The sequence below is a fragment of the Pseudoclavibacter sp. AY1H1 genome, from assembly GCF_002931055.1.
In the GTDB taxonomy this organism is placed as follows: Bacteria; Actinomycetota; Actinomycetes; order Actinomycetales; family Microbacteriaceae; genus Pseudoclavibacter.
Map to the genome: position 1 here is coordinate 14,328 of NZ_PSXX01000016.1, position 14,334 is coordinate 28,661.

Genomic DNA, 14,334 nt, shown 5'->3' on the forward strand with positions numbered 1-14,334 from the left:
CGAGCGCCAGCCTGCCCGGAAGCGGAAGCAGAAGCAGAACCAGAACCAGACACGCACTGCCGTGACAAGCGAGAGAAAGAGGACGGCATGGCCACCGATCGTGTCGCCTCTTCGAACCTCTCCCTCATCCTCGAACGCCTCCACCGCGGTGGGCAGGCGTCCAGAGCGGAGCTGACCCGCGAGACCGGCCTCAACCGTTCCACCATCGCTGCGCTCGTCTCCGAGCTCGCCGACCGCGGCATCGTCGAGGAGCACGAACCCGTCGCGACGAATCTCGTCGGCAGGCCGAGCCCCATCGTCGGCGTCTGCGACAAGATCGTCGCCGTCGCGGTCGTGCCGGAGGTGGACGCCCTGAACGTGGGTGTCGTCAGCTTCCGCGGCGAGCTGCTGAAGCGCATCCGCTTCGAAACCGAGAAGCCGCCGACCGCGAGGGAAGCCGTCGCCATCGTGAAGGCCCTCGTCGAGGGGCTCAGCGAGAGCCTCGACACGCTCTACGAGTGCGTCGGCATCGGCGTCGCCGTGCCAGGACTCGTCCGGGCCTCCGACGGATTCGTGCGCTGGGTGCCCCACTTCGAGTGGCGCGATGTGCCGCTCGCCGACCAGCTGCAGAAGGCCACGGGCCTGCCGGTGCTCGCCGCGAACGACGCCAACCTCGGCGCGGTCGCCGAGCACATCTTCGGCGCTGGCCGCGGCATCAGCAACATGCTCTACATGAACGGTGGCGCGAGCGGTATCGGCGGCGGCATCATCGCCGACGACCGACTCCTGCACGGCGTGGCCGGCTACGCGGGTGAGTTCGGGCACAACCTCGTGGCGACTCCCGCGGCGCTCGGGAACTCGGGCGACGACGAGCTCGAGCGCGTCGTCAGCAGACGTCGCCTGCTCGCCGCCCTCGGCACGAAGAGCGCCAGCGACGACGAGCTGGAGCGGATGCTGCAGCAGAACATCGACCCGGCGGTGAAGCTCGAGACGCACCGCCAGCTCGGGGTGCTCAGCGTCGGCGTGCGCAACATGATCAACATCCTGAACCCCGAGCGGGTGGTGCTCGGCGGGTTCCTCGGCGTGCTGCTTGACCTCGAGCGCGACTACTTCCTCGAGATCCTCGCCGAGCACACGCTCGCCCCGAACTACGGCGAGGTCGAGGTGGTGCGGGCCGGGCTCGGCAGCGACCTGCTGTTCATCGGCGCCGCCGAGCTGCAGTTCCAGGCGCTCATCGAGCGCGCCCACCTGCGCCGCTAACTCCCGCTGCCGACGCGGTTTCAGGATGGGAACCTCGCTTCGGGATGGTCTGTTCTCCATCCGGAAGCGGATTTCCCATCCGCAGACTGGGTCCAGCGGGCCGCGTTGGCGAGCTACGCGGGGTTGCGGACCTCGGGGAACGCGATGACCTGACCCGAGTAGCAGAAGCCGCCGCCGAAGCCGAGCAGGAGGGCGGGGCCACCGGGCTCGGCGACGCCAGCCTCGACCTGCTTGGCGAGGGCGATGGGGATGGAGGCGGCTGAGGTGTTTCCCGAGTAGACGACGTCGCGAGCGACCACGTCGTCGGCGAGGCCGAGCTGCTTGCCGAGGGCGTCGATGATGCGCAGGTTCGCCTGGTGCGGGACGAACGCGACGAGCTCGTCCGCTCGCACCCCGCCCTTCGCGAGCGCATCGATCGCGACGTGCTGCGCCTGCGTGATCGCCCAGCGGAAGACGCTGCGGCCCTCCTGCTCGAAGCGGCCGGACGGCTGCTGGATGCGCACGAGGTTGCCGAGCTCCGGCTGCGAACCCCACGCGACGGGGGCGACGCCGGGAGTCTCGCTGCGTTCGAGCACGACCGCGCCGGCGCCGTCTGCCATGAGGATGGCGGTGGTGCGGTCGGTCCAGTCCATGAAGTCGCTCATGCGCTCGGCGCCGATGATGAGGGCGCGGCTCGCGGAGCCGGCGCTGATCGCCTGGTCGGCGACGGCGAGCGCCTGCGAGAAGCCGGCGCAGGCCGCGTTGAGGTCGAAGGCGACGGGGTGCGTCGCGCCGATGCGGGTCGCGACCTGCGCGGCCGTCGACGGCGAACGGTCCATGGCCGTCATCGTCGCCACGATGACCATGTCGATGTCCGTGCCCTGCACGTCCGCGGAGAGGAGCGCCTTGACGCCGGCCGCTGCGGCCAGGTCGGTGACGCTCTGCCCGTCTGCGGCAAGTCGACGCTCGCGGATGCCGACGCGTGACGTGATCCACTCGTCGCTCGTGTCGAGAGTCTGCGAGAGCTCATCGTTCGTCACGATGCGCTCCGGCGACTCGTAGCCGACTCCGACGATGCGCGAGTGCACTGGCTGAGGCTGGGGGAAGGAAAGCATGATCAACGCAGAATCCTACCCTCCGGTCAGTGCTGGTCTCTGTGGGGGTATTCGGAGCGTGCGCGTCGCCCGGATTGCCGCATCGAACGGGGGCGCCCGGGGTGCGCGTCAGCTTCGGGGGAGCGTGCCGATCTCGTCGCCGGCGTCGTTGTAGATCAGGAGCGAGTTGCCGTCGACCGAGGCCGACGCGGCGCCGACGAGCCAGGTGTCGACACCCTCGCAGAACATCATCGTCGACGCGAGGGCTCCGAACTCGATCTTCCCGTCGGTCTCGCTCCAGTCGCCCATGAGCCGGTTGCAGCCGTCGTTGCCCGTCACCCTGCCGTCGTCGGAGAGGCGCAGGCCGGGTTCGCCCCGGCCGCTCGAGTCGGGGGTGCCCCAGGTGCCGGCCGCCGACGCGGCTGTCTGCGCGCATCCGCTGAGGAACAGGAGGGTCGCTGCCGCGACTGCGATGCTGACGCCGATGGTCTTCACGAGGGCTCCGATGCTTGGGGTGGCCACATCGTAGCGAGTCAAACCGGAGCGGCGGATACCCTGTTGCCATGCCCGAACTGACGCCAGAACAAGTCGAGACGCTGACGGAGCTCGCGATGGGCTGTGCTCGCCGCGGTGACAGCAAGACTCTGGTGGATCTCATCGACCAGGGCATGCCCGTCGACCTGCAGGATGCGGCCGGCAATACCGCGCTGATGCTCGCCGCGTACAGCGGCCACGCGGGGGCCGTTCAGGCGCTCATCCGTCACGGAGCCGACGTGGACCTGTGCAACGCGCGGAATCAGTCGCCCATCGCGGGGGCGCTCTTCAAGGGCGAGGACGAGATCGTGCGCCTGCTCCGGGACGCGGGCGCGGACCTCGACGCGGGAACGCCGACTGCGCGCGCGACCGCGGAGATGTTCGGGCAGAAGCACCTGCTGGACTGACCGTCCCGACTGGAAGCGGGAACCGGCAGCGGGCGACCTGCGGTGCAGGAACCGAGCGCTTCGGAACTCGAGCTCGCCGAGGAGTCAGCCGGATGCCAGGCTGGGGGCATGGCCACGTCCGTTCCGCAGGCGCTCACGCAACCGCACCTCGACGTGTGGCGCCCTGAGGCTGGGCGGCTCCGACGCTTCGAGAAGACGGTCGCCCTCGGCGACGGGGATGCGCTGTGGGAGCGGGCCGCGGCAGACGTGCTCGTCTGGCGAGTGAAGACGCGCAGCGGGTTCGAGGTGCACCCGGACGGGGCCCGTGCGGTTGTGGGGGCACGTCCGACGATCATCGCCGGGTGGGGTGGGGTGCGCATCCAGGAGCCCGTCGAGGTCGTGGCCGTCGTCGACGAGCCGACGAGGGTGGGGTTCGCCTACCGGACCCTGCCGGGTCATCCCGTGCAGGGCGAGGAGGCGTTCATCGTCCGCCGAGTGGATGCTCGGGTCGAGTTCACGATCCGCTCGCTGACCCGAGCGGCGCCATCGGGACCTTGGCGCACGCTGTTCCCGTTCCTCCGGGCCGCGCAGATCGTGGCGAGGCGGAGATACGAGCGCGCGCTTCGGTGAGGCGCGGAACAAGCGCCGGGTCCGTGGTGTTCGACTCAGTGTGACGACCACGATGCTGCAGGCGCCCCCGAGTGATGCGTTCGACCGCGCCCTTGCCACCCTGGAGTGGACGCTCATCGGATCGCACCGCCACCAGCTCGCTGCTGGGGAGCCGGTTGTGCGCCGCCATGCCGGTCCGGGGTTCGTGTTCGTCTTCCGCGGCGCCATCCGACTCTCGGCCTTGGGGGCACCGGTCGTCGACCTCGTGGCGGGTGACCTGGTGTTCTTCCCCAGGGGGCACGTGTCCTCGGTGCTCGCGAGCGTCGAAGCCGAGTTCATCGACGTCGGCTTCGAGGAGGCACCACAGGCGCAGACCGCGGCCGAGGCGCTGCCGGCTTCCCTGATCGTGCGTGACTTCGCCGCGCAGGAGCCCTCGATGGTGGCGCTCATCGATGGCATGGCGTGCGCCTGGAGTCTCGGGGGCGCTCACCCTCGGCCGGGTGACGCCGTGATCTGCAGCCGCATCGCGACGACGATCGTGTCGACGGCGCTCCGTGCCTGGAACGAGGCGGGATGCGCGCCTGCGGGCTGGTTGCGTGACGTCGCCGAGCCACAGCTCGCGGCCGCCCTCGAGGCCCTCCACCAGAAGCCGGGCGACCCGTGGACGCTCGACGAGCTCGCCCGCGTCGCGCGGATGTCGCGCTCGGTCTTCGCCGCGCGGTTCCAGGAGTCCGTCGGCGAGACGCCCATCGGATACCTGACACGCGTGCGCATCGAGACGGCCAAGGGACTGCTCCTGCGGAGCGAGCTGACGATCGGGGCGGTCGCGAGCGGGCTCGGCTACGAGTCGCAGGCGGGCTTCAGCCGCGCGTTCCAGCGGCACACGGGATCCACGCCCGGACGCTGGCGTGCCGAGGCGAGAGCACGGTCGGAGCGAGGGATGCGCGCCAGCTCCTGACGCGCATCCGCTCGACCTGGGCAGTCGAGCCGCTCAGCTGGTGCGGCCGGGGAAGCGCGCGCTGCCGAAGATGAGGCCGCCGACGATCGCCGATACGGACGCGACGACCAGTGCGGGTGTGACGCCGATCAGGTCGATGAGCAGGCCGCCGACACCGGCACCGAGGGTGATGGCGAGCTGGAAGCCGGCGACCGAGAGCCCGCCACCCGATTCCATACGGTCGGGGACGAGGCGACCCATCCACGTCCCCAGCGTCGTGAGCCAGCCGCCGAACCCGATGCCCCACGTGGTGACGGCGACCGCGACGAGCCAGATCTGGCCGGGTGCGAGCGCCACGATGCCGATCGAGACGCCGATGAGGAGGGGCACGGCGAAGCGGAGCACGGCGAGGTGCCGGTCGACGAGCAGGCCTACGACGAAGTTGCCGATGACACCGCCGATGCCGAAGGCGACGAGCAGGGCGGCGACCCCGACCCCGTCGAGTCCGGGCACTCGGTCGATGGCGAGGCGGATGTACGTGAAGGCCACGAAGTGGCCGAGGACGGTGAGGATGTGTCCGGTGAGTCCCACGCGGATGCCGGGGACGCGGAGCGTCTCCACGAGCGAGCGGAAGCCGCCGCTCGATGCGGTCGGAGGAACGTGCGGGAGGGCCAGTCGCAGCGCGATCGCGACGACGACGGTCACGATGGCGACGCTCGCGAAGATGAGGCGCCAGTCCATGATCGTGCCGAGGTAGCTGCCGAGCGGCACGCCGGCGACGGTCGCGACCGTGGTGCCCGTGTTGACGAGCATGATGGCCCTGCCCAGGTGCTTCGGTTGGGAGAGGCTCGCGGCGATGGCGATGGACATGGCCCAGAAGGCGCCGAGTGCCGCGCCGAGCAGGAGCCGGGCGATGAGCAGGAGCACGAACCCGGGGGCCACGGCGACGACCGCGCTCGAGAGTGCGGCGGCGCCGGCGAGCACCACGAGCAGGGTGCGGCGGTCGAGGCGTGGCACGAGGATGCCGATCGTGGGGGCCGTGAGGAACCCGACGAACGCCGTCACGGTCACGGTCTGGCCGGCCTGCCCCTCCGTGATGCCGAGGGAGGCGGCCATGGACGGCAGGAGGCTCGGTGGGAGGAACTCGGCGACGACGAGGACGAAGCTCGTCGCCATCATGGCCGCGATGGCGGCCCACGCCGTCTTTGGGGGAGTCTGCGTCTGAGGAGTCTGCGTCGCAGCGACGGTGGGGATGGTTCCTGTGGTCATGTGCCAAGCATCCTCGAACTCGGAGTCGAGCGTGTGACCGTCCGTCCGATTCGTGGCACCGATCGTCCGCCGCCGTCAAAGTCGCCGCCCCGTCACACGGGTGGCACGGACACCTTGAGCGCGGGCTTCCTCTTCCGTCCACCGCGCTCGAGAGGCAGCTCAGCCGTGCTGTCGTCGATGACCTGGGCGAGCGTCCAGTCCATCCGGAGCAGCGCGACCAGCGCTTCTCCGGATGGAGATCTGGGGTCGAAGGAGCTGGCCTGGTCCTGCAGCAGGGCGTTGACCGACTGGTGGTCGTCGGCATCCCGATCGACCGAGGGCTGGCCGCGAGCCTCGGCCAGCGCGTGGCGGGCGGCGGATGCGCGCGCGGCGACCCTCGAGATCGCTGCGGCCACCAGCGGGTCCGGCCGGGCGAGATCGCCGTCGAGCTGGACGAGACGAGCTGCGGATCTCGTGGCGATGTACATGAGGTGCACGGCGTTCCCTGTTCTCCTCGGGCCGGTGACGAGGAAGGCCGTGGACATGCCGGAGACGGCGGTGTCGACGTCGCCTTGCGCGAGCTCCAGCGCGCGAAGTTCCGTTCGGAGCGCGGTGGTCGTGACGGGGTTCACCGGGGTCGCCAGCAGTCTGCCGAGGAGCGCCTCCAACGCGTCCAGGTAGGCGTTCGCCTTCGCGTCCAGTGCCGGTTTCGAGCTGGACGAGAGGATGAGGTAGGCGCAGAGCACGCCGATGACGCCGCCCGCGATGGTCTCCTCGAGGCGAGTCTCGAGGACGTCGGCGCCGAGCTTCCCGAGCAGGCGGTACAGGGCGACGAGGATGGTCGTGGTGAAGAGCGCCGAGTAGAGGGAGTTGAGCGGCCCGAAGTAGAGCGCCCCGAAGACGCCGAGGACGCAGATCGCGCTCAGCACGTTCACGTTCCCCGAGGCGAGGGCCACCGCGGCGATGCCGACGATGATGCCGATGGCGGTGCCGAGGATCCGACGGAAGGCGCGCGTGAGGATGCCGCCTCTTGTGGTGGTTCCGGTGAAGATCAGGGAGGCGGTGATGACCGCCCAGTACCAGTGCGAGGCGGAGATAGCCTCGCCGACGATGGATGCGATCGATGCCGCGGCCATGGCCTGCACCGTCATGCGCGTCCACGGATCCTGCTTCGGGGCGAGCGAGACACGCGGCCGTGCGGAGCCTGAGCCTGAGCCCGGGCTCGGTTTCGGGTCTGGTGGCGCGCCGACGATGGTGAGCTCTCGCAGTCGGGCGTGCGCGTGCACGCTCCGGGCGATGAGGTAGCTCGCGAACGTCGCCCCGAGACGGGTGCCGCGTTGCGATGGTCGATGCGCGATGATGTCCGTCGCCCACTCGGTGGCGGAGCTGATGTCACACGCGGGAGCACGCTCGTCGAGCACCGTCCGGAGGTGCGCGAGGTCGCGGTGGAGGCGGGCGGGCAGATCGGCGGCGCTCACGGAGAGACGGGCCAGCAGGTAGCAGAGCTCTTGGATGTCGACGCGGGCGTCGAGGACCCGATCGCCGAGCGTTTTCGGATCACCGTCTGCGTGCAGCTCGGCGTCCGAGTTCCGCTGCCACGCGTCGATGGATTCGCTGGTCGCATCGATGCGCGCGAGCCTCAGGCGCAGGGTTCCGGGGTGACCGGGTCGCGAGGCGGCGTCGAGCGCCGACTCCGACGCAGCCCGCAGCTCTCGCAGCAGCAGCAGCAGCTGCCGCCTGGGTCTCTGCAGGAGGAGGGTGGCGCGCGCGACGAGCTGTGTCGTGCAGGCGAGGAGGGCGATCAGGCACAGCGCCGGCAGCTGATCGTGCGTGGGCTTCAGGAGGAGCGCGAAGAAGTACCCCATGAAGGTGACGGTGCCGAGCGAGCCGGCCCTGGCGCCGTAGCGGCGCACCCAGACGGCGGCTCCGCTGACGAGGATGAAGGCGCCGATCGCGAGGATCCGGTTCGGGGCGAGGAGTGCTGCGAGGGCGATCACGGCCACCGAGGCGGGAATGAGGAGCATCGTCGTGACGAGGCGCTCTCGTGGCGAACGATCCTTGACCGAGGCGCCGGCCATGATCGACAGGAAGATGCCGACGCTCAGGAGCGAGCGCTCGGCGTGGAGCTGCCCGATGAGCAGGTTGGTGAGGAGCGCGCTCGCGAGGACCCCGAGCGAGACGGCGGCGGCCGCGGTGAGTCGCGCCCGGGCAGGGTCGCGAGCGGCGAGGAGCAGGCGGAGGGTCTTGCGCATCAGCTCACCCGCTGCTGAACTCAGCGGTTGTCGTCGTCGACGGAGATGAGCTGCAGGGTGAGCCCCGTCTGGATCGCCTCCGCACGGTTCGAGCAGGAGAGCTTCCGGTAGACGGACCTGAGCTGGGACTTGATGGTGTTGGGGGAGACGTGCAGCTGCGCCGCGATCTCGGCGGTGGTCAGCTCTCGCTTGAGTGCAGTGAGCACGCGGAGCTCGCTGGTGGTCAGGGTGGGGCGCGTCTGCACCATCACGTGGGTGATGCCGGTCACGGAGACGTCGAATGTCGGGTGCATGGAGTCGTCGAGCTCGCACCTCACGCTCGAGAGCACCTCCTGCGGGATCTGGCTCAGGATGCGTCGGGAGTTGCCCCGCTGCACGATGTGCGCGACGCGCTGGGCGGTCGTCGGATCGATCGAGTCGGCCTTGGCGATGGAGAGCCAGGCGGAGAGGATTATGCGCTCCGTGTGCTGGGCGGGCGCGAGCGTTCGCTGCTCGGACAGACGCCGCAGGTGCGTCTCGGCGAAGTCGAGCTTGTCGTCGGCGATGGCGAGGCGGATGGCGGCGCTCGTCTCGAGGAACCCCTTCTGCTCGGTTCGGAAGGCGGCTGCTCTCGCCTGCTTCTTCGAGCCGAGTGCCCACAGCGCGTCGATGGTCGCCGCATTCATGACGTCGATGGCGAGCGAGCCGTGCTGCTCCGTGTGTGCGTCGCGGGCGAGGTGCACGCACTCGAGTGCCTCGTCCGGTCGCTTGCGGGCGAGCAGGGAACGCGTTCGGGCGAGGAGCCCGTATGGCCAGGTCACCTGCAGGCTGCCGAACGAGTCGAGCTTCGCGAGCAGGGGATCGATGTCCTCGATCATCCGCTCGACGCCGATGAGAGCAGCTGCCGTGTTCTCCGCGAAGCGCGTGGGTTCGCTATACGGTGCGCACGGTTCGGGGAGCTGGGGGAGTTCAGCGAGGACTCGCTCCGCCTCCTCGAGCGATCCCCGTTTCGCATGGGCGAGCGCGACCCGTGAGAGGGCGAGCCGCCTGGCGTCCGGGCGGCCCGCGATCTGGCCGATCTCCGCTGAGGCGGCGAGCTCGGTCAGCGCGGGACCCGTCTCTCCGGCGGCGAGCATCGTCGAGCCGATCTGCTGGTGGTAGAACCACAGAGGCCCGTCGGCCCGCTCGCGGAACCCCGTTCCCCGCGACCTGATGCGGTCGGCGAGGCGGGCAGCGTAGGCGAGTGCGGCGGTCACATCGCCGCTGTACCGGAAGGCGATCATCTGCGCGAGCGTGAGCATGTCGACCTCGTCTGTGGTCATGCTCTTGACGGTCTCCGCATTGAGGTGCGGTTTAAACGGGGTTCGTTTATGGGCGAGAACCGGATTCACCCGGTGAAGAATCCAAAGAACCGGGTAATTTTCAAGAAGTGACAGTGGGATCTTCTCTATAGCGTGGATGAGATCCAGGTAGTGCTTGTCGAACAGTGGCCAGATGTGCGCCATCGCGGCCTGCGCGATCTTGCGCGGGTTTCCCGTCTCCAATGCGGCGTCGAGCTTCTGCTTGGAGTCTGCGGCAGTGGCTGCGGTCATGAATCGCCATTCTCTGGGGGGAAGTGCGGGTCGTTTCTGATGGTGCGGCGAGAGAGTGGTTTTCTCAGGGTAAAAACGTGTTCATCGATCGACCGTCCTTCTGCTCAAGGGTCTCTTCGTCCCTCTCCAAGCGGGGAGAGGGGACGGGTGTGGTGGCTGTAATCCCCGGAAAGTCAGCTTCGATGGCGACTGTCGATACGGGTCGGGGGGTATCTTGTCCGAAGAAACCTATCCTGAAATGAACGTGCCACGCGACCCTCGAGCGTGTCACGACGAGGGGTGTCGCGAGCACCTTTGGATCGCGGGGTGAAACCCGGGGTGAAGCGTCGGGTTACATCCCAGGTTACGCACCGGGTGAAATTCGTTGGCAGTCGCGGTGCATTTTTGCTCACGGGTTACTGTGGCTTTCATGCCCCAGGATGCGGATAGCCCGTCACGAATCATTATTCGAAATGCCAGGCTTTTCGATGGGATAAGTGAACGTGTTCGCGATCATGTGGATGTGCTTATCGAGGGCTCGAGAGTGCTCGCGATCTCGGAATCTCCTCTGGCGAGCAACTCCCCGGACGGTGCGCGTGAGATCGACGCTCACGGCAGATTCCTCATGCCCGGGCTCACCGACGCCCATGTCCACCTCATGGGCAACGCCAACAGCATGAACGACTTCCTGCAGGCGGCAACGGGCGAGCTGTACGGCAACACGATCGCGGAAGCCAGGAAGATGCTGCTGCGCGGTTTCACGAGCGTGCGCGACATGGGTGGCGACACCAGTCCGATCAAGACGCTCATCGACCGCGGCGTGCTCGAAGGGCCGCGCATCTTCCCCAGCCAGGCCATGATCTCCCAGACCTCTGGCCACGCCGACTTCTCGTTCGTGTACGAGGAGCCGAGCGAGTTCGGGGGCAGGCCCGCACGCACCGAGGACATCCACTTCACGAAGGTCGCGGACGGAGTCCCCCAGGTGCTGACCGCGGTTCGGGAGCAGCTGAAGACCGGCGCGAGCCAGATCAAGCTCACGCTCGGGGGTGGTGCGGCATCGCTCTACGACCCGCTCAGCACGCTGCAGTACACGCCGGAGGAGATCCGCGCCGCGGTCCAGGCGGCTTCCGACTACGGAACCTACGTCGCCGCACACGTCTACACCTCCGCGGGAGTCGCCAGGGCGCTCGACTGCGGTGTGCGCTCGATCGAGCACGGCCACCTCATGGACGAGGCCACCGTCAAGCTCATCCGGGACGCGGGTGCCTGGCTCTCGGTGCAGCCCTTCGCGGAGGACGACCACCACTATCCCGATCGCGATCGCGCGCAGAAGAACGCCGAGATCTGCCGAGGCACGGCGCAGGTCTACGCCTGGGCCAAGCAGCATGGAGTGCAGACCGCCTGGGGCACCGACCTCCTGCTCGAGCCCGGGGCGGCCGCGAGGCAGAGCGTTATGGCAGCTCGACTCGGCGAGTTCTACAGCCCGACCGAGGCGCTCCTGATGCTGACCTCCGGGAACGCGAGCCTCTTCGAGATGGCCGGCGAGCGGAACTCGTATCGGGACGCGAAGCTCGGCGTCATCGCCGAGGGAGCCTGGGCCGATCTCATCCTGGTCGACGGCGACCCGCTCTCCGACCTCTCGCTCATCGCCGAGCCGGAGCTGAACTTCCCGCTCATCGTCAAGAACGGCCGGATCGTGAAGGACGAACGCTGATGCTGCATGTAGCCGGACCATCGAACAGGAGTGCCTGACGTGAGCGATGTGACGCAGCTGTTCGGCGATCAACCCCTTCCCTTGACCCGCGCCGAAGGCGAGGCGGCGGTCGGCGACGTCATCCTGAACGCCGGCGGCATCGAGGTGAAGGCGTCCTGGGGCCACATCTTCGGGCCGGTGAACCTCACGATCCGGTCCGGTGGAGTCACCGTGCTCGTCGGCGCGGGCGGCCGGGGCAGGACAGCGCTGCTGCTCACCCTGGCCGGGCGCATGAAGCCCTCGACGGGGCAGCTCGAGTCGTTCGGGCGGCTCAACGACGCCCACCACCTCTTCAAGCAGGCTGCCCTCGCCAACATCGACGAGGTCGATGGCATCGGCCAGACCATCCGAGTCCACGACATCATCACCGAGCAGATCCGGTGGGGAGCTCGCGGGGCTCGATGGGTGCGGCAGTCGAAGCAGGCGGACCTCGAGCGCATCTGCGCCCCGGTCTTCGGCGAGTACACCCTGCCGACCATGGACGCGATGGTCGAGGAGCTTCCGGAGCTGACCGGCGCGCTGCTGCGCATCGCCGTCGCGAACACCCGCAAGCCGCCGATCCTCGTCGTCGGGGGTATCGACAAGCTCGCGAGCATCGAGAGCTCGCACAAGCTGCTCGAGCGCCTCGTCGAGCTCGGCAGGGAGCAGACCGTCATCACCGCCGACGTCAACGGCGTCAGCCCAGATTCTGGAATCCGCGACCAGTTCCTCGTGGAGAACCTGACGAACAAGGAGTTCGCCGTGCTCGAGCGAGAGGCTGATGGGCGATGATCGCTGCGTTCTCACCAGGAAGCGACTTCAAGCGCTACTACCGCGGCCGCATGCCGCGGCTCGCGCTCGCGGTTGTCATCCTCATGCCGCTGCTCTACGGTGCGCTCTACCTGTGGGCGTTCTGGAACCCGTTCGGCAACGTCGACAAGATCCCGGTCGCGATCATCAACCTCGACCGGGGCGCCACGGTCGAGGGTGAGCCGCTCACCGCCGGCGACTCGGTCGTGCAGGGCCTCATCGACTCCAAGCAGCTGGACCTCACGGAGACGAGCGAGCAGGACGGCGTCGACGGCCTCGCCCATGGCAAGTACTACTTCACGATCACGGTGCCTGCCGACTTCAGCGAGGCCGTGGCGTCGGTGACCACCAACGAGTCACGCTCCGCGCAGCTCGAGTTCACCTACAACGACTCCAACAACTACCTCTCGACGGTCATCGGGCAGGACGCGGCCGAAGAGGTCATCGTCATGGTCAACCAGCAGGTCTCAGCGCAGATGTTCGACCAGGCGCTGGCGGCCGTCAGAGCCGAGATCCCGACGCTCAAGGAAGCGGTCAGCAGCGTCGAGGAGCTCAACTCCGGCATGCAGACGGCGAATAGCGGTGCGAAGGAGATCGCCGACAACCTGGTGACCGCGAAGGACGGGTCGGCCACACTCGCCGGTGCCATAGACACGCTCGACGAGGCCGTGCAGGGCGCCGTGACCCGAGTCGACAACGCGATCGCCACCTCCGGCATCACCGGCGCTGAGCTGCGAGACCTCTCGTCGGATGTCGTCACGAGCACGAACACCATCGCGACGGCGCTCAACGAGGCGTCTGCCGCGCAAGCGCGAGCCGACAGCGAGCTCGCAACCATAATGACCGAGCTCGCAGCAAGCGACGATCCGGTCGAGCAGGCGATCGCGGCCCGCCTCGAGAGCGTGCATACGCACATCCAGGACTCCAGACTGACGGAGGAGTTCGTCACGGTCTTCGACGCCCTGCACACCGACATGAACCTGCTTGCCGGCGAATTCAACGATCCAGGCAGCCGCGTCAACGTCATCATGACGGCCATCGAGGACGGTGCCGTGCAGCGCGACCTCGCGACCGCCTCCTCAGACGCGGAGCAGCTGCGCTCCGGAGCTGATCAGCTGGATACCGGCCTCGGTGAGCTCTCCGCCGGCGCCGCGCAGCTGTCGTCTGGCACGGACCAGCTCGCGGCTGGCACGATCGAGCTGGCTGATGCCGCCGATACTGCGCTCAACCTGTTTCCCGACTGGGACGAGGACCAGCAGTCCAACTTCGTGCAGGCACTCGCCCAGCCGGTGGAGCTGAAGGAGACGATCAACAACGAGGCCAAGACCTTCGGCTACGGCTTCGCGCCGTTCTTCCTCGGCCTCGCGCTCTTCGTCGGCGGCATCATCGCGTGGATGCTCTTCACCCCGCTGCAGGCGCGTCCGCTCGCTCAGGGCCTCGGTTCCTTCCGCGTCATCCTCGCCTCGTACGTGCCGACCGTGTTCGTCGGGTTCCTGCAGGCGACCATCCTCTACCTGGTCATCTACTTCGGCATCGGACTGCATCCCGAGCACACCTGGGGAACGTACGGGTTCCTGCTGCTGATGGTGATGATGTTCATGGCGATGATCCAGATGTTCAACGCGGTCTTCGGCCCGGCAGTCGGACGCGTGTTCACGCTCGCCTTCCTCATGATCCAGCTGACCTCCGCCGGCGGCATCTATCCCGTTCCGACGACCACCAACGTGTTCCAGTACATCAACGTCATCGACCCGATGACCTACACCAACAACGGACTGCGGCAGCTGATCCTCGGCGGCATCGACCACCGCCTGCTCACAGCGATCATCGTCATCCTCTCGATGACCGTCGCCTTCATCGCCATCTCGACCTGGGCCGCGAGAAGGAACCGGCAGTACAACATGGACCGCCTGTATCCGCCGGTGGAGGTCTGACCGTGTCAGCATCACCACGAGCGCCCAGTA

General features: G+C 68.2%; 12 protein-coding genes. 7 read left to right on the top strand and 5 right to left on the bottom strand.

Annotated features, from left to right (window positions below):
* Positions 1 to 87: 87 nt before the first annotated feature.
* Positions 88 to 1,239 (top strand): ROK family transcriptional regulator, encoded by a 1,152-nt coding sequence (locus C5E05_RS17980; protein ID WP_104342715.1) that lies wholly within the window; start codon positions 88 to 90, stop codon positions 1,237 to 1,239.
* A gap of 113 nt (positions 1,240 to 1,352) precedes the next feature.
* Here the strand turns inward: C5E05_RS17980 and C5E05_RS17985 are convergent, their stop codons facing one another.
* Both C5E05_RS17985 and C5E05_RS17990 read right to left on the bottom strand, forming a co-directional pair.
* Complete coding sequence (locus tag C5E05_RS17985) at positions 1,353 to 2,333, bottom strand: beta-ketoacyl-ACP synthase III (protein WP_104243585.1); 981 nt, start codon at positions 2,331 to 2,333, stop codon at positions 1,353 to 1,355.
* A gap of 108 nt (positions 2,334 to 2,441) precedes the next feature.
* A complete protein-coding gene (locus tag C5E05_RS17990; protein ID WP_258064918.1) occupies positions 2,442 to 2,834 on the bottom strand; it encodes an META domain-containing protein in 393 nt (130 codons plus the stop codon).
* 41 nt (positions 2,835 to 2,875) lie between these two features.
* Here C5E05_RS17990 and C5E05_RS17995 point away from each other — a divergent pair, with 41 nt between their 5' ends.
* From C5E05_RS17995 to C5E05_RS20405, 3 genes are all read left to right on the top strand, one after another.
* Entirely contained in the window at positions 2,876 to 3,253 is a 378-nt protein-coding gene (locus tag C5E05_RS17995) for an ankyrin repeat domain-containing protein (RefSeq protein WP_104342716.1), read from the top strand.
* Positions 3,254 to 3,361: 108 nt separating this feature from the next.
* The gene (locus C5E05_RS18000; RefSeq protein WP_104307646.1) at positions 3,362 to 3,862 is read left to right on the top strand and encodes a DUF1990 family protein; all 501 of its coding nucleotides are present in this window, start codon (positions 3,362 to 3,364) and stop codon (positions 3,860 to 3,862) included.
* Positions 3,863 to 3,902: 40 nt separating this feature from the next.
* Positions 3,903 to 4,799: an AraC family transcriptional regulator gene (locus tag C5E05_RS20405; RefSeq protein WP_219819580.1), complete on the top strand. Its 897-nt coding sequence runs from the start codon at positions 3,903 to 3,905 to the stop codon at positions 4,797 to 4,799.
* A 33-nt stretch (positions 4,800 to 4,832) separates the two neighbouring features.
* Here the strand turns inward: C5E05_RS20405 and C5E05_RS18010 are convergent, their stop codons facing one another.
* The 3 genes from C5E05_RS18010 to C5E05_RS18020 form a co-directional block, all read right to left on the bottom strand.
* The gene (locus C5E05_RS18010) at positions 4,833 to 6,047 is read right to left on the bottom strand and encodes an MFS transporter (protein ID WP_104342717.1); all 1,215 of its coding nucleotides are present in this window, start codon (positions 6,045 to 6,047) and stop codon (positions 4,833 to 4,835) included.
* Between the two features lie 92 nt (positions 6,048 to 6,139).
* Positions 6,140 to 8,278, bottom strand: coding sequence for an FUSC family protein (locus C5E05_RS18015; protein ID WP_104342718.1), 2,139 nt, complete (start codon positions 8,276 to 8,278; stop codon positions 6,140 to 6,142).
* Between the two features lie 20 nt (positions 8,279 to 8,298).
* On the bottom strand, positions 8,299 to 9,849 hold the full coding sequence (locus C5E05_RS18020; RefSeq protein ID WP_146081179.1) for a LuxR family transcriptional regulator: 1,551 nt from the start codon (positions 9,847 to 9,849) through the stop codon (positions 8,299 to 8,301).
* A gap of 502 nt (positions 9,850 to 10,351) precedes the next feature.
* On the opposite strand from C5E05_RS18020, the gene C5E05_RS18025 reads away from it, so the two are divergent.
* Genes C5E05_RS18025 through C5E05_RS18035 form a run of 3 tightly spaced genes read left to right on the top strand, consistent with a single transcriptional unit; the run spans position 10,352 to position 14,304 of the window.
* Complete coding sequence (locus tag C5E05_RS18025) at positions 10,352 to 11,542, top strand: amidohydrolase family protein (RefSeq protein WP_219819581.1); 1,191 nt, start codon at positions 10,352 to 10,354, stop codon at positions 11,540 to 11,542.
* 39 nt (positions 11,543 to 11,581) lie between these two features.
* Positions 11,582 to 12,352 (top strand): ATP-binding cassette domain-containing protein, encoded by a 771-nt coding sequence (locus C5E05_RS18030; protein WP_219819582.1) that lies wholly within the window; start codon positions 11,582 to 11,584, stop codon positions 12,350 to 12,352.
* Positions 12,349 to 14,304 (top strand): YhgE/Pip domain-containing protein, encoded by a 1,956-nt coding sequence (locus tag C5E05_RS18035; protein WP_104342720.1) that lies wholly within the window; start codon positions 12,349 to 12,351, stop codon positions 14,302 to 14,304. The genes C5E05_RS18030 and C5E05_RS18035 overlap by 4 nt, the downstream gene beginning before the upstream one ends.
* The last annotated feature ends 30 nt before the right edge of the window (positions 14,305 to 14,334 follow it).